The sequence below is a fragment of the Streptomyces sp. NPDC002104 genome (assembly GCF_053593795.1).
Genome location: NZ_JBSFDF010000011.1, coordinates 144,564 through 164,849, shown reverse-complemented (window position 1 = coordinate 164,849; position 20,286 = coordinate 144,564). Strand labels below are relative to the sequence as shown.

At 74.3% G+C, this 20,286-nt stretch carries 15 protein-coding genes and 1 pseudogene; 4 read left to right on the top strand and 12 right to left on the bottom strand.

The window, feature by feature from the left end:
* Nucleotides 1–41: 41 nt before the first annotated feature.
* From ACWCP2_RS13160 to rimP, 9 genes and pseudogenes are all read right to left on the bottom strand, one after another.
* Nucleotides 42–998 (bottom strand): bifunctional riboflavin kinase/FAD synthetase, encoded by a 957-nt coding sequence (locus ACWCP2_RS13160; RefSeq protein ID WP_450908652.1) that lies wholly within the window; start codon nucleotides 996–998, stop codon nucleotides 42–44.
* A 2,973-nt stretch (nucleotides 999–3,971) separates the two neighbouring features.
* A pseudogene (locus tag ACWCP2_RS13155) lies at nucleotides 3,972–5,993 on the bottom strand (serine protease); the annotation flags it as partial.
* A gap of 319 nt (nucleotides 5,994–6,312) precedes the next feature.
* Complete coding sequence (gene truB / locus ACWCP2_RS13150) at nucleotides 6,313–7,221, bottom strand: tRNA pseudouridine(55) synthase TruB (protein WP_450908651.1); 909 nt, start codon at nucleotides 7,219–7,221, stop codon at nucleotides 6,313–6,315.
* Complete coding sequence (gene rbfA / locus ACWCP2_RS13145; RefSeq protein WP_450908650.1) at nucleotides 7,221–7,691, bottom strand: 30S ribosome-binding factor RbfA; 471 nt, start codon at nucleotides 7,689–7,691, stop codon at nucleotides 7,221–7,223. Before rbfA ends, truB begins: the two co-directional genes overlap by 1 nt.
* 27 nt (nucleotides 7,692–7,718) lie before the next feature.
* Entirely contained in the window at nucleotides 7,719–8,012 is a 294-nt protein-coding gene (locus ACWCP2_RS13140) for a DUF503 domain-containing protein (protein WP_079406299.1), read from the bottom strand.
* A 162-nt stretch (nucleotides 8,013–8,174) separates the two neighbouring features.
* Nucleotides 8,175–11,327 carry a translation initiation factor IF-2 gene (gene infB / locus ACWCP2_RS13135; protein ID WP_450908649.1) on the bottom strand — a complete coding sequence of 1,051 codons (3,153 nt, stop codon included), beginning with the start codon at nucleotides 11,325–11,327 and terminating at the stop codon, nucleotides 8,175–8,177.
* Nucleotides 11,328–11,478: 151 nt separating this feature from the next.
* Nucleotides 11,479–11,766 (bottom strand): YlxR family protein, encoded by a 288-nt coding sequence (locus tag ACWCP2_RS13130; protein ID WP_266881406.1) that lies wholly within the window; start codon nucleotides 11,764–11,766, stop codon nucleotides 11,479–11,481.
* A gap of 188 nt (nucleotides 11,767–11,954) precedes the next feature.
* Nucleotides 11,955–13,085: a transcription termination factor NusA gene (gene nusA / locus ACWCP2_RS13125; protein WP_450908648.1), complete on the bottom strand. Its 1,131-nt coding sequence runs from the start codon at nucleotides 13,083–13,085 to the stop codon at nucleotides 11,955–11,957.
* 2 nt (nucleotides 13,086–13,087) lie between these two features.
* Nucleotides 13,088–13,585, bottom strand: a complete 498-nt coding sequence (gene rimP, locus ACWCP2_RS13120; RefSeq protein WP_450908647.1) for a ribosome maturation factor RimP — start codon at nucleotides 13,583–13,585, stop codon at nucleotides 13,088–13,090.
* A 165-nt stretch (nucleotides 13,586–13,750) separates the two neighbouring features.
* Between rimP and ACWCP2_RS13115 the strand changes: the two genes are divergently transcribed.
* From ACWCP2_RS13115 to ACWCP2_RS13100, 4 genes are read left to right on the top strand one after another with little or no spacing between them, the layout of a single operon-like run.
* Entirely contained in the window at nucleotides 13,751–14,302 is a 552-nt protein-coding gene (locus ACWCP2_RS13115; RefSeq protein WP_450908646.1) for a hypothetical protein, read from the top strand.
* Nucleotides 14,299–14,754, top strand: coding sequence for a ferritin-like domain-containing protein (locus tag ACWCP2_RS13110; RefSeq protein ID WP_450908645.1), 456 nt, complete (start codon nucleotides 14,299–14,301; stop codon nucleotides 14,752–14,754). The genes ACWCP2_RS13115 and ACWCP2_RS13110 overlap by 4 nt, the downstream gene beginning before the upstream one ends.
* A gap of 52 nt (nucleotides 14,755–14,806) precedes the next feature.
* Nucleotides 14,807–15,709 (top strand): aminoglycoside phosphotransferase family protein, encoded by a 903-nt coding sequence (locus ACWCP2_RS13105; protein WP_450908644.1) that lies wholly within the window; start codon nucleotides 14,807–14,809, stop codon nucleotides 15,707–15,709.
* A 59-nt stretch (nucleotides 15,710–15,768) separates the two neighbouring features.
* Nucleotides 15,769–16,752, top strand: coding sequence for a slipin family protein (locus ACWCP2_RS13100; protein ID WP_450908643.1), 984 nt, complete (start codon nucleotides 15,769–15,771; stop codon nucleotides 16,750–16,752).
* 212 nt (nucleotides 16,753–16,964) lie between these two features.
* Here the strand turns inward: ACWCP2_RS13100 and ACWCP2_RS13095 are convergent, their stop codons facing one another.
* The 3 genes from ACWCP2_RS13095 to ACWCP2_RS13085 form a co-directional block, all read right to left on the bottom strand.
* The gene (locus tag ACWCP2_RS13095; protein ID WP_450908642.1) at nucleotides 16,965–18,668 is read right to left on the bottom strand and encodes a proline--tRNA ligase; all 1,704 of its coding nucleotides are present in this window, start codon (nucleotides 18,666–18,668) and stop codon (nucleotides 16,965–16,967) included.
* Between the two features lie 73 nt (nucleotides 18,669–18,741).
* On the bottom strand, nucleotides 18,742–19,311 hold the full coding sequence (locus ACWCP2_RS13090) for a GNAT family N-acetyltransferase (RefSeq protein ID WP_450908675.1): 570 nt from the start codon (nucleotides 19,309–19,311) through the stop codon (nucleotides 18,742–18,744).
* A gap of 59 nt (nucleotides 19,312–19,370) precedes the next feature.
* A complete protein-coding gene (locus ACWCP2_RS13085) occupies nucleotides 19,371–20,216 on the bottom strand; it encodes a GNAT family N-acetyltransferase (RefSeq protein WP_450908641.1) in 846 nt (281 codons plus the stop codon).
* Between the last annotated feature and the right edge of the window lie 70 nt (nucleotides 20,217–20,286).

Below are 20,286 nucleotides of genomic sequence, written 5' to 3'. Positions count from 1 at the left end.
GGGCGGTACGGGCCCTCGCCCGTCCGTGCTGCGACCGACCGTCAGCGCTCCGCGTCGTACGCGTCCGTCAGGACCCGCGCACGCTTCACGTCGTCCGCGATGGCCTCCAGCAGCCCGTCCAGCGACTCGAACTTCGCCATCCCGCGGACGTAGGCGAGGAAGTCGACGGCCACGTGCATGCCGTACAGGTCCAGCCCGACCCGGTCGATCGCGTACGCCTCCACGGTCCGCTCGGTCGCGTCGAACTGCACGTTCGTGCCGACCGAGATCGCCGCCGGCATCCGCTCGCCGTCCGCCGTCAGCCAGCCCGCGTACACCCCGTCGGCCGGGATCGCGGTGTGCGGCTGCGTCTCCACGTTCGCCGTCGGGTAGCCGAGTTCGCGCCCGCGCTGCGCACCGCGCACCACGACGCCCTCGAGCCGGTGCGGGCGCCCGAGGATCTCGGCCGCGCCGTCCATGTCGCCCTGGGCGACCAGCCTGCGCGCGAGCGTGGAGGAGAACGGCACGCCGCCGCCCGCCTCGCCGCGCTCCACCAGGTCCACGACCTCGACCTCGTAGTCGTAGGTGGCGCCGAGCTGCCGCAGGAACTCGACGTTCCCGGCGGCCTTGTGGCCGAAACGGAAGTTCGGGCCCTCGATGACCGCCAGCGCGTGCAGCTTGTCGACGAGCACCTTCACGATGAAGTCGGCCGGGGACAGCTGCGAGAACTCCGCGGTGAAGGGCAGGATCAGCAGCGCGTCCACGCCCAGCCCGGCCATCAGCTCGGCGCGCCGGTCGTAGGGGGCCAGGATCGGCGGGTGGCTGCCGGGGCGGACGACCTCGCTCGGGTGCGGGCTGAAGGTGACGACCACGGAGGGGACGCCGAGCTCGCGGGCCTTGGCCACGGCGCGTCCGATGATCAGCTGATGACCGCGGTGGACACCGTCGTAGGAGCCGATGGTGACGACGCCGCGTCCCCAGTCCTGGGGGATGTCCTCCAAGCCACGCCAGCGCTGCACTGTGACCGCTCCTCGCCCGAACCCTGTGGGCCCACGTCCTGATTGCCGATTGCAGGTCTAAGACTGCCATGCCGCTGCCCGCTGCCCATCATCGGCGTCGTCCGGCACGGACGCGCTGTGGGCGAGGGTCTCGACGGTCCGGCGCGCGCTCGGCCCCAGCAGCGCCGCCGCCTCCTGCGGCGCCTGCCGCAGCCAGCGGGCCACGAGCGCGCCGAAGGCCGGTTCGGCCCGCGCCAGCTCGACCGTGCGCCGCTCGAAGACCGCGGGCCCGCCCGGTGCCCGCAGCAGTTGCCGGCCGGTGCGCCGCAGCAGGTCCCGGGTGCGGTCCGGCGGCGCCCCGGCGGCGGCGCCCGCCGCCAGCGCGCCGAGGAAGGCGTCGAGCACCGACGGGTCCAGCTCCTCGCGGAGCAGCGCCTCGGCGAGCTCGCCGCGCAGGGTGTACGAGGACTCCGTGCCCGGGGCGGCCAGTACGCCGGCCAGCGCGGCCCGTACCGGGGGCGGGCCGGCGCCCAGCAGGTCCCGTACGAGCGGGCGGAGCACGGGGGCGGCGGCCAGCCCCTGTTCGAGCCGCCGGTCCACGAACTCGGCGGCGTGCGCGGCGTCCTGCGGGTGGCGCGCGAGGTGGTCCCGTACGAGGCCGGCCGCGCGGCGCGCCAGGCCCGGCGTGGTCAGCGCGGCCAGCGCGCGCACGACCTCCCCGTCGGCCCGCTCCCGCAGGGCGGCGAACACCGCGTCCGGGTCGGGCAGCACGGGGAGCGCGGCGACCAGCGCGGCGGCGGGCATCCGGTGGCCGGGAGTGGGATCGCGGAAGCAGGCAAGGGCCTCGGGGAGGTAGCGGGCCCGTACCTGGGGGTCGCGGAGCAGGATCCCGAGGGCGCTGCCGTGCAGGGGGGCGTCCGCGGGGCGGGCGAGGAGGGCCTGCGCGGCGTGGCGCAGCAGTTCGCGGTCGGCGGGGGTGCGCACGTGCGGGGCGGTGAGCGGCCCGTACGCGGCGGCCGCGACCCGGCGGCCGGGCCGCTCGTCGTGGGCCCAGCGGTCCACGGCCCGGCTGAGGGCGGAGGGCTCGTCCTCGGCGAGTACGGCGAGCAGCTCGTCGGCGCGGGGGTGCGCGGCGGTGACGAGCGCCTCGGCGAGGCCGTCGACGGCCAGGCCGCGGTGGGTGTGCAGCAACGCCTGTGCGGCGGTGGCGACGGTGGCCCCGGGCCGCCCGAGCAGCCGCCGCTCGTCGCGGAGCCATCCGCAGAGCAGCGGCTGTACGAGGTCCGGCGCCCGGACCAGCCGCCGGGCGGCGGCCTCGAGGAGGCGGTGGTCACGGGTCACCAGCCGCCGCAGCAGCTCGAACCGGTCCTCCTCGGAGACCCGCACCCGGGTCCAGAACGCCACCCCGAACTCCCCCTCGTCCACGTCCTGCCGCCATCCCCGGCGGGGCTCGGACCCCCTGCCGCTCCGCCCACCCGGGGCGTCCCCACCGCACCGGGCGGCCCCACCGGGTCCGACGCCCCCGTCGGGCGCGGTGCCTGGGCCGGGGCCGGTGCTCTGCTGAGGTCCAGTGCTCCCGCCGGGGCCGGTGGCCCGCTCAGGGCCGGTGGCCCGCTCAGGCCCGGTGGACTGCTCAGCTCCAGTGCCTCCACCGCCACCAGTGCTCCCGCCGGGTCCGGTACTCCGGCCGGGTCCGGCGGCCCGGTCAGGCCCCGTGCTCCGGTCAGGCCCGGTGCCCTGCTCAGGCCCAGTGTCCCCACCGCCACCGGTCCGGCCGCACGGTGCGGCCCCACCGGGTCCGGTGGCCCGGTCAGGCCCGGTGCTCCGCTCGGGCCGGATGGCCCGGTCAGGCCCGGTCCTCTGCTCAGGTCCGGCGTTCCCACCGCCACCGGTGCTCCGGCCAGGTCCGGCGGCCCGGTCAGGTCCGGTACTCGGCTCAGGCCCGGCGGCCCGGTCAGGTCCGGTACTCGGCTCAGGCCCGGCGGCCCGGTCAGGCCGGGTGGTTTCAGCACCACCCGTGCCCCCGCCAGGTGCCGAGGCACCGGCGCGGCCCGCGTTCCCGGCGGCCGCGCCGGGGCGCAGGGGCCGGCCCTGCCCGCCGGGCCCGCCCCTCCCCGTGGCTCCGCCCTGGGCCGGGACCCGCCGGTGTGCGCCGGAACCGGGTCCCGCCCACCCACTGGTGTCCGCCGGGAACGGGTCCCCCAGGGCGCCCGCGTACCCCGCAGCACCGGCCGGAGCCTGCGCCGAGGCCGAGGCCGGAGCCGAGGGCGGAGCCGGAGCCGAGGCCAGAGCCGGGGCCGAGCCCCAGGCCGGGGCCGAAGCCGAGGTCGGGACCGAGGTCGGGGCCGAGCCCGAGGCCGAAGCTGAGCCCGGAGCCGAGGCCGAAGCCGAAGCCGAGCCCCAGGTCGGAGCCGAACCCGAAGCCGAGGTCGGGGCCGGGGCCGAAGCCCAGCCCGGGGCCAAGGCCGAAGCCGGAGCCGAGGCCGATTCCGGGGCCGAGCCCCAGGTCGGAGCGGAACCCGAAGCCGAGGTCGGGGCCGAGGCCGAGCCCGAGGCCGAAGCTGAGCCCGGAGCCGAGGCCGAGGCCGAGCCCCAGGCCGAAGCTGAGCCCGGAGCCGAGGCCGAGGCCGAGCCCCAGGCCGAAGCTGAGCCCGGGGCCGAGCCCGAGGCCGAAGCTGAGCCCGGAGCCGGGGCCGAGGCCGAGCCCCAGGCCGGGGGCGATGCCGAAACCGGGGCCGAACCCGGGGCCGAGCCCGGAGCTGGGGCCGAGCCCGGAGCCGAAGCCGACGCCCAGCCCGAGGCCGAAACCGGGGCCGAGGCAGACGCCCAGCCCGAGGCCGAAGCTGGGGGTGGGGCCGAAACCGGGGCCGGAGCCAAAGCCGAAGCCGGGCCCGGAGCCGAGGCCGGCTCCGGGCCCGGAGCCGGGGCCGGGCCCGGAGCCCGGTGCGTTCCCGGTGGTTCTTGTGGGGGCGGGGTGTGCTGGGGTGGGTGAGTGGCCAGGGTGTGCAGGAGTGGGAGGTGTGGTGTCGCGTCGGGGGACTTGAGCAGGGTCTCGGCGATGAGGCGGGACGCCCACCAGCGCGCCTCGGAGCCGCCCGAGCCGTCGAGCAGGGCCACGAGCCGCTCCAGCGCGGCTGCCCGTTCGGCGGGTGCGAGCAGGCCCAGGGCCTCCAGTACGGGACCGATGCGGTGGCGGGGGACGTCCCGGCCCAGGGTGTCCAGGGCGGCCGGGAGGTCCAGATGCGCGGCCTGCAGCCAGTCGGCGAGCTCCTCGTGGGCGAAGCGGTAGCCCTCTCCGGCAGGGACCAGCAGTCCCTCGGTGAGCACCGCGGAGGCCCAGCCCGGCCGCCAGGGGAACAGTTCCTCGAAGGAGGCCCGGTCCAGCTGCCCCCGGCCCGGGCCCAGACACCGCCGGGCGGCTTCGTGCACCCGCCCGGCCACCCGCGCGGCGAGCCGGCCCGCCCCGGGCCCGTACACCCCGGACCCGTACGGCGCCGCCGGCGCCGCCGGCTCCGCCGCTCCCCCTGGTCTGCGGGGCTGCGCGGGCGGGTGCGCGGCGGACACCCGGACGGCCACGCGCAGGCACAGCAGGTCCAGGTGCGCGGCGAACACCTCGTCACGGGACGGACGGCCCGCGGTGACCCCGGCCGCGCGGATCTCCGCGAGCAGCCGCAGGGTGAGCGGATGCCGGGCATCGGCGGCCGCGAGGGCGTCGGCCGGGATCCCCAGCCGGGCCCGGGCCTGCTCCGCCTGGCCCGGGGTGAGATCGCCGACCGGGACGGCGGGCGGCAGCCGCCGGGCCTGCCGGGCCGGGATCCGGAGCATCCGCGGCGGGTGGAGCGGCCCGGCCCACTCCCAGTGCTCGGGCCGGGCCGCCACGGCCAGCCGGGTCCCGGTCGCCTCCAGCCAGGCGGCGGTGGCGCCGGTCCACGGCCCGGCCCGCCCCGCGAGCCGCGGCGGCATCTCCTCGGGCCCGTCCAGGACGACGAGCAGGGCCCGCCCGGCCGAGGCCACGAGCGAGGCCAGCGCGGAGCCGGCCGCCGGGTCGGTCCCGGAGCCCGGCCCCGGGGCGGCGGCCGGCACCTCCAGGATCCGGGCCGCCTCCGCCAGGGCCCGGTCCACCGCGTCGGCCAGCGAGGCGTCCCCGGCCCGCAGGTCGGCGCCGCGCAGCCAGAGCGTCGGGGCCGGGCGTGGGCCGCGGGCGCGGCGGGCCGCCAGGGCGGCCAGCGCGGTGGTGCGGCCGGTGCCGGGGCGGCCGACCAGGGCGAGGACGGGGCGGTCGCCGGTGGTGAAGGCGTCCAGCTCGGCGGCGATCTCCGGGCGGTCCACCGGCTCCGGGCCCCCGGCGGCGAGGGCCGCGCCCAGGGTGGTGCCGGTGAGCTGGAGGGCTCCGGCGAGGTTCAGGTCGGGGCCGTGGCCCGGCACGGTGGCGGCGTTGCGTTCCAGGAGCGCGGCGAGGGGTCCGCCCGGGTCGGCGGCGGCCGCGGCCGCGAGGGGCACGGCGAAGCCCCCGGAGCGGTGCTCCGCCCGCAGAGCGGTGCACAGGACCGCGAGCACCGCTCCGGTCGTGGCGTCCAGCAGCGGTCCCCCGCAGGCTTCGCCGCCGAGCCGCAGGGCGTCGCGGCCGTCGGTGCCGATGGCCAGTTCCAGCGCGGCCGGGACAGGGGGGAGGCGGTCGGCCGCCGGGTAGGCGGCCTCGGCCGGGCCGAGCACCCGTGCCTGGCGCCAGCTCCGCGCGCAGAGCCTCACGTACGTCCCGGGGGTGATCACCCGCCGCGGTGCGACCGGCAGCGGCCGGACCCCGAGCCCGTCGCTGCGTACGAGCGCCAGCCCCAGCCCCGGCAGGGCCGTCACGTCCGAGGCCCCGGCCGTCCAGGTCCGCTCCCCCGGCGCCGGCCCGTGCAGGACCACCCGGGCCAGTCCGGCCACCGCCTCGTGGCTGGTGAGCACCGTCCCGCGGTCGTCCGCGACGAACCCGCTCCCCCGCGGCCGCCCGGCGAGATCGCAGATCCTGATCAGTTCCGCCGTCACCGCACCACTCCCCGCCGCGCGTGCCCCGTAGGCACGACCGTAGGCAGGTGAAGATCAGCGGGAACAGCACGCGTGGCGAAAGCGCCCCCTTACGCTCCCTCCATTCACTCCGAGCGCCTGCTCGGACGGGTGAATAAGGGGGTCCGGGTGGATAGAGAGCTACCCGAGGGGGGTCGTGGAGCGGTGAGCAGCAGTCCGTGTGCGCTCACCGCTCCACGTCAAAACGAGAACCGGCCGGCCCGAAGGCCGGCCGGTCCACGGCGTCAAGCGCCGAGCGTCGAGCGTCGAGCACCCGGGGAACGGATCAGGCGAAGACTGCGAGCGACTTGGCCTTGCCGTTCTTGCTCTCCACGAGCCCGAGCAGCTGCCCGTCCGGCCCGTAGACCGCGACCGCCTTGCCGGGCTCGTACTCGTCCGGCATGTCGATCCGCACGCCGTTCGCCAGCAGCGACGCCCGCCGGGCGTCGAGCTCCCAGCGCGGGAACGCGGCAGCGGCCGCCTCGCCGATCGGCATGACGGTCAGCTCCTCCTGGAGCTGGTCGAGGGTGCGCGCCCGGTCGATCTTGTACGGGCCCACCCGCGTGCGCCGCAGCGCCGTGAGGTGCCCGCCGACGCCGAGGTCGGCGCCCAGGTCCCGCGCGAGCGCGCGGATGTACGTACCGCTGGAGCAGACCACGGAGACCACGAGGTCGACGACCTTGGTGCCGTCCTCGGCCTCCGCCTCCCGCATGTCGTACACCTGGAACGAGGAGACGGTCACCGGGCGGGCCGGGATCTCGAACTCCTCGCCGTCGCGTGCGCGCTTGTAGGAGCGCACGCCCTTGATCTTGATCGCGCTGACCTTGGACGGGACTTGCATGATCGCGCCGGACAGCTTGGCGATGCCCGCGTCCACGCCCTCCCGGGTGACCCCGGTGGCGTCCGTGGAGGAGGTGATCTCACCCTCGGCGTCGTCCGTCAGGGTGTTCTGGCCCAGCCGGATGGTGCCGAGGTACTCCTTCTCCGTGAGCGCGAGGTGGCCGAGGAGCTTGGTGGCCTTCTCGACGCCCAGGACCAGCACGCCCGTCGCCATCGGGTCGAGCGTGCCGGCGTGGCCCACGCGACGGGTCTTGGCGATCCCGCGCATCTTGGCGACCACGTCGTGCGAAGTGAAACCGGACGGCTTGTCGACGATGACCAGGCCGTCCGGCGTCTTCCCTGCGTTGGTGCTCATTACGCGGATGCGTCCCCGTCTTCGTCGGCGACGTCATCGGCGTCGTCCTCGTCGGGCTTCTTGTACGGGTCGGCGTCGCCGGCGTACTTGGCGCCCGAGGAGACCTCGCGCACCTGGGCGTCGGAGGTCCGCGCCTTCTCCAGGAGGTCCTCGATGCTCTTGGCGGTCTCCGGAAGGGCGTCCGCCACGAACGTCAGGGTCGGCGTGAACTTGGTCTGCGCCGCCCGGCCGACCGCGGAGCGCAGAACGCCCTTGGCGCTCTCCAGACCCGCGGCCGCGCTGACCCGCGCCTCCTCGTCACCGTAGACCGTGTAGAAGACCGTGGCCTCCCGCAGGTCGCCGGTGACCCTGGTGTCCGTGATGGTCACGTGCGTACCGAGGCGGGGGTCCTTGACGCCGCGCTGCAGCTTCTCGGCCACCACCTCCCGGATGAGGTCCGCCAGCTTCTTCGCCCGCGCATTGTCGGCCACTGGTCCGTCTCCTTCTTCGTCTTGCGGTCAGTCTTCATCACCGTGGAGCCGCCGCCGTACCGACAGCAGCTCCACTTCCGGACGTGCCGCGACCAGCCGCTCGCAGCGGTCCAGTACATCCGAGAGGAACCCCGTGTCCCCACTCACCAGAGCGACCCCTAGACGGGCCCTGCGGTGCAGGTCCTGGTCGCCCACTTCGGCCGCGCTCACAGAGAACTTGCGCTGGAGCTCGGCCACGATGGGCCGGACGACGGAGCGTTTCTCCTTCAGCGAGTGAACGTCGCCGAGGAGCAGATCGAAGGACAGAGTCCCCACGTACATGCAGTTCCGGATGTCCCGCCGGTGCGGGTTCGGTGGCCTGCCGGCCGTCGCGCGGCAGGGTCATCAGAACCGTACACGCAACGGCCGGGGCCGATCGACGGATATTCCGCCGACCGGCCCCGGTGTGACAGCACCTACGACACGGTGCGAACCGCCTCGCGCTTACGCGCGGGGCTTCTCGCGCATCTCGTACGTCGCGATGACGTCGTCGATCTTGATGTCGTTGTAGGAACCGAGGTTGATACCACCCTCGAAGCCCTCGCGGATCTCGGTGACGTCGTCCTTGAAGCGGCGCAGACCGGAGATGGTGAGGCTCTCGGCGATGACCTTGCCATCGCGCAGGAGCCGCGCCTTGGTGTTGCGCTTGACCTCGCCGGATCGGATGAGAACACCCGCGATGTTGCCCAGCTTGGACGAGCGGAAGACCTCGCGGACCTCCGCCGTACCGAGCTCGACCTCTTCGTACTCCGGCTTGAGCAGACCCTTGAGGGCCGCCTCGATCTCCTCGATGGCCTGGTAGATCACCGAGTAGTAGCGGACGTCGACACCCTCGCGGTCCGCCATCTGCGCGGCACGGCCGGCCGCACGGACGTTGTAACCGATGACGATGGCGTCGGAGCCCATCGCCAGCGAGATGTCCGACTCGGTGACCGCACCCACACCGCGGTGCAGGACGCGGATGTCGACCTCTTCGCCGACGTCGAGCTGGAGCAGCGAGGACTCGAGGGCCTCCACCGCACCGGACGCGTCGCCCTTGATGATGAGGTTGAGTTCCTGGACCAGACCGGCCTTGAGGACCGAGTCGAGGTCTTCCAGGGACACCCGGCGGACGCGCTTGGCGAAGTTGGCGTTGCGCTCACGCGCAGCACGCTTCTCGGCGATCTGACGGGCGGTGCGGTCCTCGTCGACGACGAGGAAGTTGTCGCCGGCGCCGGGGACGTTGGTGAGACCCAGGACCAGGACGGGGGTCGACGGACCCGCTTCCTCGACGTTGTTGCCCTTGTCGTCGAGCATGGCGCGCACGCGGCCGTAGGCGTCGCCCACGACCATCGTGTCGCCGACGCGGAGGGTACCGCGCTGGACGAGGACGGTGGCAACGGCACCGCGGCCGCGGTCGAGGTGGGACTCGATCGCAATACCCTGAGCGTCCTGCTCCGGGTTGGCGCGCAGGTCGAGCGAGGCGTCGGCGGTGAGGACGACGGCCTCGAGCAGGGAGTCGATGTGCAGACCCTGCTTGGCGGAGATGTCGACGAACATCGTGTCGCCGCCGTACTCCTCGGCGACCAGACCGAACTCGGTGAGCTGACCGCGCACCTTGACCGGGTCGGCACCCTCGACGTCGATCTTGTTGACCGCGACGACGATCGGGACGCCGGCGGCCTTGGCGTGGTTGAGCGCCTCGATCGTCTGCGGCATGACGCCGTCGTTGGCCGCGACCACGAGGATCGCGATGTCGGTCGACTTGGCACCACGGGCACGCATGGCGGTGAACGCCTCGTGACCGGGGGTGTCGATGAAGGTGATCTTGCGCTCTTCGTCGTTGACCGTGGCGCTGACCTGGTACGCACCGATGTGCTGCGTGATGCCGCCGGCCTCGCCCGCAACGACGTTCGTCTTGCGGATGGCGTCGAGCAGTCGGGTCTTACCGTGGTCGACGTGACCCATGACGGTCACGACCGGCGGACGTGGCATGAGGTATTCCTCGCCGCCCTCGTCCTCGCCGAACTCGATGTCGAAGCCCTCGAGGAGCTCGCGGTCCTCTTCCTCCGGGCTGACGATCTGAACGACGTAGTTCATCTCGCCGGCCAGCATTTCGAGGGTCTCGTCGGAGACGGACTGCGTGGCAGTGACCATCTCGCCGAGGTTCATCATCACGGCGACGAGCGACGCCGGGTTGGCGTTGATCTTCTCCGCGAAGTCGGTGAGGGACGCACCGCGGGACAGGCGAACGGTCTCGCCGTGACCGCGCGGCAGCATGACGCCGCCGACCGACGGGGCCTGCATGGCCTCGTACTCCTGGCGACGCTGGCGCTTGGACTTGCGACCACGACGCGCCGGACCACCGGGACGGCCGAAGGCACCCTGCGTGCCACCACGGGCACCGGGACCACCGGGACGCCCGCCGAAGCCGGGACGACCGCCGCCACCGGCACCGGCCGGACCGCCGCCGAAGCCGCCGCCACCGGGACGGGGACCGCCGAAGCCGCCGCCGCCACCCGGACGCGAGCCCGGACCGGCCGGACGGCCGGCGAAGCCGCCGCCCGCGGGACGGCCCGCGCCACCGGCGCCGCCGGGACGGGGACCACCGGCACCGGGACCACGGCCACCGGGGCCGCCACCGGGACGGGGACCGGGACCACCGGCAGCGGGACGCTGCGGCATCATGCCCGGGTTGGGACGGTTACCGCCGGGGGCACCACCGGGACGCGGGGCGCCGCCCTGCGGACGGGGCATGCCGCCGGGGGTGGGGCGACCTGCGCCCTGGCCCTGCGGACGCGGGGCGCCGCCGGGGCCGCCCTGCGGACGGGGAGCACCCTGGCCGCCACCGGCGCCGGGGGCACCGGGACGGGGAGCGCCGGCCGGACGGGGCGCCTGCGGGCGCGCCATGCCGGTGGAGCCACCAGAGGTGAACGGGTTGTTGCCCGGACGGGGACCGGCCGGACGGGCGCCCTGGGGACGCGGTGCCGAAGCACCGGGACCGGCGGGACGCTCGGTGCGCGCCGGAGCGGCACCGGCCGGACGCGGGGCGCCGGGACGGGCGCCGGACTGGCCCTGGGCCGCCGGACGCTCGGGGCGCTGCTGCGCCGGACGCGGACCGGGGGTCGCGCCGGGGCCGGCGGGACGGTCGGTGCGCGCCGGGGCCGCGGCGGCCGGAGCCGCCGGGGGCGCGGAGAACTCGGTCGCCACGGGAGCCGCCGGAGCGGGCTTCGGGGCGGCCGGAGCCTTCGGACCGGGACGCGGGCCGCCGGTGGCGGCCGGGGTCACCGGGGCGGGCGCTGCGGGGGCCGGAGCCTCTGCGACGACCGGCTTGGGGGCCGGTGCGCCGGGCTTCGGCGCAGCGGATCGTGCGGGACCCGGGGTCGGGACCCCGGGCTTGGCGGGCGCCGCGCTGCGGGGCGCGCCAGGCTTCGCGGGGGCCTTGCCGGCGTTGCCGCCGGGGCCCTGCAAAGCATCGGTCAACTTGCGTACGACCGGCGCCTCGATCGTCGAGGACGCCGAACGGACGAACTCACCGAGTTCCTGGAGCTTGGCCATGACGACCTTGCTCTCAACTCCGAACTCCTTGGCGAGTTCGTATACCCGGACCTTAGCCACTTCGCTCCTTTTAGGTCCGGGTTACGCCGGACCGTCTCTACTTCATGCTCGTACTCATCGCGTACTCATCGAGGGGTGCTCATCGCAATCTCGACCTACTTCCAACTCGCGAGGTACCTGACCGCACGGTGATCCGTGCCGTACTACGTGCTTACGGTGTCGCCTCGGCCTCATCGGCCACGGCATTGTGCAGTTCCGCCGTGTCGAACGGTCCTGCGGACTTGAAGGCCCGGGAGAACGCCCTGCGGCGGACAGCCTGGTCGAGGCAGACCACGGCGGGGTGCACGTAGGCACCCCGGCCGGGCAGCGTACCGCGAGGATCGGAGACACATTTGTCACCGACCGCCACGATGCGCAGCAGATCGCTCTTGGCCGCTCGCTCCCGACACCCCACACAGGTGCGTTCGGGGCATGCGCGGGCTTGCGTCCGGCCAGACACGCTTAAGTCTACCTCCCCGCACCGACCTCACCCCTTCGGGCGAAAAATCGAACGGATGTTGTCGTGATCACTAGTGCCGGATCACGCCGCCGAAACCTCGGTGGCGGACAGCCGTGCACGTGGAGCAGGGCTCGCGTGGCCCCTGCCGTTCCTGTGTACCGCCCGGACAGCTCCGGGCGGTAGCGGTTTTATTCCCCGCGGCGGTCGTCGCGCCGGTCGTCGCGCCGGTCGTCCCGGCGGTCGTCGCCCCGGCCGTCGCGGTCGTCACGGCGCTCGCCCCGGTCGTCGCGGCGCTCGGCCCGGTCGCCGCGCTCGCCCCGGTCGCGGTCCTCGCCGTCCGAGGGCTGCTCGGTGTCGGGACGGATGTCGATGCGCCAGCCGGTCAGGCGGGCGGCGAGGCGGGCGTTCTGGCCCTCCTTGCCGATGGCCAGCGAGAGCTGGTAGTCGGGCACGGTCACCCGCGCGGACCGGGTGTCCCAGTCCACGACCTCGACCTTGCTCACCCGGGCGGGTGACAGGGCGTTGGCGACCATCTCCGCCGGGTCGTCCGACCAGTCGACGATGTCGATCTTCTCGCCGTGCAGTTCGGCCATCACGTTGCGCACGCGGCTGCCCATCGGGCCGATGCAGGCGCCCTTCGGGTTGAGGCCGGAGCGGTTGGCGCGGACGGCGATCTTGGTGCGGTGGCCGGCCTCGCGGGCGATCGCGCAGATCTCGACGCTGCCGTCGGCGATCTCCGGGACCTCCAGGGAGAACAGCTTCTTCACCAGGTTCGGGTGGGTGCGCGAGAGGGTCACGGACGGACCGCGGACACCCTTCGCCACCCGCACGACGTACGATTTCAGCCGCAGTCCGTGCGTGTACTCCTCGCCGGGGACCTGCTCCTGCACCGGCAGCATGGCCTCCATCTTGCCGATGTCGACCAGGACGTTCTTCGGGTCCTTGCCCTGCTGCACGACGCCGGTGATGACATCACCCTCGCGGCCCAGGAACTCGCCGAAGGTCAGGTCGTCCTCGGCGTCGCGCAGACGCTGGAGGATCACCTGCTTGGCGGTCGTCGCGGCGATGCGGCCGAAGTCCGACGGGGTGTCGTCGAACTCCTTGGCCTCCTGGCCCTCTTCCAGGTCCCTCGGGTCCTCGGTCGCCCACACGATCACGTGACCGTTGGTGCGGTCGAGCACGACGCGTGCGCGCCGGAAGCTTCCCTCGGTGCGGTGGTACGCGATGAGGAGGGCCGACTCGATCGCTTCGACGAGCAGGTCGAAGGAAATCTCCTTCTCCCGGACCAGACCCCGCAGGGCACTCATGTCGATGTCCACGACTACGCCTCCTCTTCCTTCTTGTCCTTGCGGTTGAACTCGATCTCGACACGCGCCTTGGCGATGTCGGTGAACACGATGCGGCGGGCGGTCGCCTTGCGGCCCTTCACGCCCGGGACCTCCAGGTCCATGCCCTCGTCGTCGACGTCGAGGATGCGGGCGATCACTTCCCCGCCGTCCGACGTCTGGAACTTCACGAGGCGGCCGATCGCCCGGATGTAGTGACGGTGCTCGGTGAGCGGGCGGTCCGCGCCCGGCGAGCTGACTTCGAGGACGTATTCGTCCTCACCCATCGCGTCGGTCTCGTCCAGCAGATCGGAGACCTCGCGGCTCAGCTCGGCGCACGCGTCCAGCTCCACGCCCTCGTCGGAGTCCACGATGATGCGCAGCATCCGGCGCTTGCCCGCCTTGGACGTCTCGATCTCCTCGAGGTCCAGGCCCTTGGCGGCGGCGAGCGGCTCCAGCAATGCGCGCAGCCTGTCGCTCTGGGTGGTGCTCATCCGGGTGACTCCTCGGCCGCGTGTGCTGTTGTGATGTCCGTCGTGCGTCAGGTCAAAGGGTATCCGGTCGCGGGGGGTGTTGCCGTCCGCCCTGTGGACGGGGCCCCGGGTACCTTGATCACACCCTGCCCGCCAGCACCCTGCCAGCACCCGGAGGACGTCCCCGTGCCCTCGACCCTGCCGTCGCGAAGAGGCCTGCTCGCCGGTGCCGCGGGCATCGCCGGAGCCGCCCTGCTCAGCGGTTGCTCCGACGACGGGCCGCCCGTCGCGGATCCCGAGGTTCCACTCGAACGGCGGATGCGCGAGACGGCCGTTCGTGAGAGCGAGCGACTGCTGGAACGTTACGACGCCACCGCCGCGGCCCATCCCGCCCTCGCCCCCCGCCTCGCGCCGCTGCGCGCCTCGGTCGCGGCGCACACGACGGCCCTGACCGACGAGGGCTCCCCGGCGGCCTCGGCCTCCCGTTCCGCCTCCGCTCCTTCCACCGCCCCGTCCGACGCCGCCGCCGCTCCCCCCGCGCCCGGGTCGTCGCCGGTGCCCGCCGCGCCCGCCGACGCGCTGACCGCCCTCGCGGACGCCGAGCGGAGCCTGGCCGAGGCCCGGACGATCGCCCTGGCCGGCGCCCCCGGGGAGCTCGCCCGGATGCTCGCCTCGGTCGCGGCGTGCGGCCACGTGCACGCGTACCTGCTGACCTCGACCCCGGGAGCCTCCTCGTGACCTCCACGCCCTCCCCCGCCGGCCAGGCCCTGGAGGCGGCCCAGGCCGCGCTCGCCGCCGAGCACGCGGCCGCGTACGGCTACGGCGTGATCGGGGCCCGGGCCGCGGCCGCCCGTTCCGCCGAGGCCCGCGAGGCGTACGGCGGCCACCTCGCGCGCCGCGACGCGCTCGCCCGCACCGTGCGCGAGCTGGGCGGCTCCCCGCGCCCGGCGGAGGCCGCGTACACCCTGCCGTTCACCGTGCGCACGCCCGCCGACGCCGAGCGGCTGGCCGCCGGGATCGAGGACCGGGTGGCGGGCGCGTACTCCGATCTGGTGCGCGCCGCCGAGGGCCGGCTGCGCCGCGAGGCGGCCGACGCGCTGCGCGCCGCGGCCCTGCGCGCGGCACGGTGGCGTGGTGGCGGCGTAGCCTTCCCTGGGCTCACGGAACGCGCGGACACACCGCGGACCTAACGCGCAACCATGCGCGACGAGCCCGGGCACAGCTGAAAGGGACCACGCACGCATGGCTTTCGAACCGCCGCAGCGGCTCGTACGGGCGCTCGGCGAGCTGCCGGAATCGGCGCACGTCTCGGACTGGCTGGGGCAGCTCCCCGGGCTGGCGCAGGGTGCGCTGGCCCGGCGCGGAGTACAGGCCCAGCGGGTGCAGGCCCCCGGCGGCCGCAGCAGCCTGGTCGTCCTCGTCCGGTACGCCGACGGGACCCCGGCCGCGCTGAAGCTGGCCCCGGCCGCGCTCCGGCCCGACCGGGAGCTGGCCGCGCTGGCGCACTGGGGCGGATTCGGGGCGGTACGGGTCCTCGACACGCGCCATCACGAGGAGGACGGGGCGCTGCTGCTGGAGCGGCTGCACCCCGAGGTCTCGCTGCGGTCGCTGCCGGAGGCGAAGGCGCTGCTGGAGGCCTGCGGCACGCTGCGCAGACTGTGGGTGGCCCCGGCTCCGGGGCACGGCTGGGAGACGGTCGCCGAGCGGACCTCCGAGCAGGCCGAGGTGCTGCGCAAGGCTCCCCCGGAGACGGCGGAGCTGGCCTCGGCGGCGCTGGCGGCCCGCGAGGAACTGACGGCGGCGCCGGCCGAGGAACTGCTGCTGCACGGGAACTTCCGGCAGGGCAAGGTCCTCTCCGGCGAGCGCGCTCCGTGGCTGGCGGTGGGTCCGGACCCGATGGTCGGCGAGCGGGCGTACGACCTGGCCCGGCTGGTCCGGGACCGGATCGAGGACCAGATGGCCTCCTCCGCGGGAGCCGCGGGCGCCCGGCGCCGGGTGAACAAACTGGCAGACGCGCTGGAGGTGGACCGGGACCGGCTGCGGGGCTGGACGCTGTTCCGCGCCGTGGAATCGGGCAACCGGGCGCTGGCCGCCGGGCGGCGGCGCGACGCGGAGCTGCTGCTGGAGTTCGCGGGCTGGTTGTAGGGCATAACCCCTGTGGGGAGAGTGCCGCCCGGCAGGAGCAGCAGGAGCAGGAGGCCGTCATGGTCGAGGAACTGCTGGCAGCCGGCGCCGTCGCGGGCGTCGGGATCGTGGCCTACCTGGGGGCCGCCGCCCGCGTGGTGAAGCAGTACGAGCGGGGCGTGGTCTTCCGCCTCGGCCGGCTGCGGGGCGGCGTCCGGGGGCCCGGCTTCACCTTCGTGATCCCGGCCGTGGACCGGCTGCGCAAGGTCAACATGCAGATCGTGACGATGCCGGTGCCCGCCCAGGAGGGGATCACGCGGGACAACGTCACGGTGCGGGTGGACGCGGTCGTGTACTTCAAGGTGGTGGACGCGGCCAGCGCGATCATCGAGGTCGAGGACTACCGCTTCGCCGTCTCCCAGATGGCGCAGACCTCGCTGCGGTCGATCATCGGCAAGTCCGATCTGGACGACCTGCTGTCCAACCGGGAGCAGCTCAACCAGGGCCTGGAGCTGATGATCGACAGTCCGGCGGTGGGCTGGGGCGTCCAGATCGACCGGGTGGAGATCAAGGACGTGTCGCTCCCGGAGACGATGAAGCGGTCGATGGCGCGGCAGGCGGAGGCCGACCGGGAGCGGCGGGCGCGGATCATCAACGCGGATGCGGAGCTCCAGGCGTCGAGGAAGCTGGCCGAGGCGGCGGAGGTCATGTCGGAGCAGCCGGCGGCGCTGCAGCTGCGGCTGCTCCAGACGGTCGTGGCCGTGGCGGCGGAGAAGAACTCCACCCTGGTCCTCCCGTTCCCGGTGGAACTCCTCCGCTTCCTGGAACGCGCGGCCCCTGCTCAAGCCGCCCCTGCCCCTGCCCCGGCGACGCCGTCTCCGGCCATCGGGGCCGCGGCCCCGGCGGAGCCGACCCCGGGCCCGCCGGCCCCCGCCCCGGCAGCACCGACCCCGGCCATCGCGGCCACCGCCCCCGCCGGCGAAGCTGCGGGCCTCGGCCCCGGGGCGGTGGTCGAGCCCTGCCTCGACGGGTCCCCGGCGGAGCCGGACGCACCGCACGGCTAGGCGCTGCGCGGAGCCGTCCCCTACCCGCCCTTCCACCGTTCCCCGGGGCTCCGCCCCGGACCCCCGCTCCTCAAGCGCCGGAGGGGCTGATCATGGGTGTGGTCCTTCAGCCGTCCGGCGTTTGAGGACCGGGGTCTGGGCGGAGCCCCAGGGGGTCCGGGCTGAGCCCGGGGAACGGTGGAAGGGCGGGTAGGGGACTTCGCCCCGCAGGGCTACGCGCCGCCGGTCAGGCGGGAGAGGGCCTCCTCCAGGGGGAGTTCCTCGCGGGTGCCGGTGCGGCGGTCCTGGAGCTCGACCACCGACTCCGCCGAGCGGCGGCCCGCAACGAGGATCCACGGAACTCCGATCAGCTCCGCGTCCGTCAGCTTCACCCCGGGCGACAGGCCGGGCCGGTCGTCGAGGAGGACCCGGAGACCGGCACCCGCCAGGGACTGCGCCGCCGACTCCGCGAGAGCGAGCGGCACCGCCTTGCCCGCCGCCACGACGTGCACGTCGGCCGGGGCCACCGCCGCCGGCCAGCACAGGCCCCGCTCGTCGGCCGTCTGCTCGGCCAGCGCGGCCACCGCGCGGGAGACGCCGATCCCGTAGGAGCCCATGGTGACGCGGACCGGCTTGCCCTGCGCCCCGAGGACGTCCAGGCCGAACGCGTCCGCGTACTTGCGGCCGAGCTGGAAGATGTGCCCGATCTCGATCGCCCGGTCCAGGCGGAGCCCGGCGCCGCAGGAGGGGCAGGGGTCGCCCTCCTCGACGACGACCACGTCGAGGTACTGGTCCACCTCGAAGTCGCGGCCGCAGACCACGTCGCGGGCGTGCGTGTCGGGCTTGTTGGCCCCCGTCACCCAGGACGTGCCCGGCGCGACGCGGGGGTCGGCGAGGTAGCGGACCTTCTCCAGGCCCTGCGGGCCCACGTAGCCCCGTACGAGGTCGGGCCGGCCCGTGAAGTCCTCGGCCGTCACCAGTTCCACGACCGCCGGGGCCAGGTGTTCGGCGAGCTTGCCCAGGTCGACCTCGCGGTCTCCCGGTACGCCGACGGCGGTGATCTCGCCGTCCACCTTCACGAGGAGGTTCTTCAGCGTCGCCGAGGCGGGGACGCCCAGGTGCGCGGCCAGGGTCTCGATGGTGGGGGTGTCGGGCGTCGGGATCTCCTCCAGCGGGCCGTGCTCCCCCGTGGCCGGGGTCAGGGCGAAGGTGACCGCCTCCGTGTTGGCCGCGTAGCCGCAGGAGGGGCAGTCCGCGAAGGTGTCCTCGCCGGCCGGGGCCGGGGCCAGGAACTCCTCCGAGGCCGAGCCGCCCATCGCGCCCGACACCGCCGACACCACCCGGTGGTCGAGGCCGAGCCGCTCGAAGATGCGTACGTAGGCCTCGCGGTGGAGCCGGTAGGACTCCGCCAGACCCTCGTCGGACACGTCGAAGGAGTACGAGTCCTTCATCTGGAACTCGCGGCCGCGCAGGACGCCCGAGCGGGGCCGCGCCTCGTCCCGGTACTTGGTCTGGATCTGGTACAGCATGACCGGCAGGTCCTTGTAGGACGTGCACTGGTCCTTGACCACCAGGGTGAAGATCTCCTCGTGGGTGGGGCCCAGCAGATAGTCGGCTCCCTTGCGGTCCTTGAGCCGGAAGAGCAGGTCCCCGTACTCCGACCAGCGCCCGCTGACCTCGTACGGCTCCTTGGGCAGCAGCGCCGGGAGCAGTACTTCCTGCGCCCCGATCCCGTCCATCTCCTCGCGGACGATCCGCGAGACGTTGTCCAGGACCCGCTTGCCGAGCGGCAGCCAGCTCCACACCCCGGCGGAGCTGCGCCGGACGTAGCCGGCCCGGACCAGCAGGCGGTGGCTGAGGGTCTCGGCGTCGGCGGGGTCCTCGCGGAGGGTCTTGGCCATGAGGCGGGACATGCGCTGCACGTGTTGCGTTGACATGCCGGGAGGCTACCGGGGGCTCCCGGGCGCGCGGAAACCGTTTGGGCCCGTGCTCCGGGTCCGGGGGCCCGGGTCAGGGCCTGCGCAGCGGCAGCGGGGCGCCCATGACGGCGTACGGGAGGCTCGCGCTCGGGAAGAGGACCTGGCGGGCCAGATCCTCGTAGCCGAGGGAGCGGTAGAGGCCCCGGGCGGGGCTGTCGGTGTCGATCGCGGAGAGGATCGAGCGCTCCTCGGCGGCGGTGTCGGTGATGAGGGTGATGAGGGCGCGGCCGACGCCCTTGCCCTGGAATCCGGGGTGGACGTGGAGCTCGGTGATCACGAAGGAGCCGTCGAGCCAGCCTTCGAGGCCGCCGGTCCGCAGATAGGGCTCGACGACCCCGGACCACCAGTGCGCGCGGTCGTTGGGCATGCCGTAGACGAACCCGGCGAGGCCCCCGTCCTCGGTGAACGCGCCGAGCGCGCGGGCGCCGCGGCAGGTCATGTGGCGCTGGACGATGTAGCGCCGGATGCCGACCTCCTCCTCGCTGAGGCCGAAGGCCATCGCCTGCACGCGCAGGGCCTCGTCGACCCGGGCCGCGAGATCGAGGGGCCCGATGCGCAGTCCGGCGGGCCGGCCGGGGTCGTCTCCCGCGGGGGTTGGCATCATGCGGCGACCTTACTGGCCGGGCGTGCGCTCGAACAGGAAGATCGGGTGGCCGATCCTCAGAACAGCACGCTCATGAACGCGCCGACCTCGCGGAAGCCGACCCGGTGGTAGGAGGCGCGTGCCGCGGTGTTGAAGTCGTTGACGTACAGGCTGACCACGGGGGCCACGTCCCGCAGGGCGTACGCGACGACGGCGGCCATGCCGGTCTCGGAGTGCCCGCGGCCGCGGAACTCGGGGGCCACCCAGACGCCCTGGATCTGGCAGGCGCGGGAGGTCGCGGCGCCGATCTCGGCCTTGAAGACGACCTTGCCGTCCTCGACGCGGGCGAAGGAGCGCCCACTGGCCACCAGCTCGGCCACCCGGGCCTGGTAGAGCAGGCCGCCGTCGCCGGTCATCGGGGAGATGCCGACCTCCTCGGTGAACATGGCCACGCACGCGGGCATGATCAGGTCCATCTCGTCCTTGCGGATCCGCCGCACCCGCGGGTCGGCGCTCACCGTGGTGGACGGCTGCTCCATGACCATGAGCGGCTGCCGGGAGCGGACGTCGCGGGCCGGGCCCCAACTGGGTTCCAGGAGCTGCCAGAGCAGGCCCGTGGCCTCGGCGGGGCCGACGATGGAGGAGCAGCGGCGGCCGGTGCGCCGGGCGCGGTCCGCGAAGGCCCGTACGGCATCGGGACCGGCGCAGACGGGCACCAGATTGGCGCCGGCGTAGCAGAGGGAGCGGAGCTCGCCGTCGGCGTACCAGCCCCACATCTCGCCGCCCAGGCGCCACGGGTCGAGCCCGGCGATCTGGACCCGGGAGGTGACGAAGGCGTTCTCGACCGGCTCGCGGCCGAGGATGTCGAGCGCGGCGTCGAGATCACTGGGCTCAAGGACCCGGGTGGTGGTCTGCGTCAACACTGGGGCCTCACCATGCAAGTCTGCTGATCTCCGCACTGTACCCGGAGCGGCTCCGGGATGCCTTCGAGGC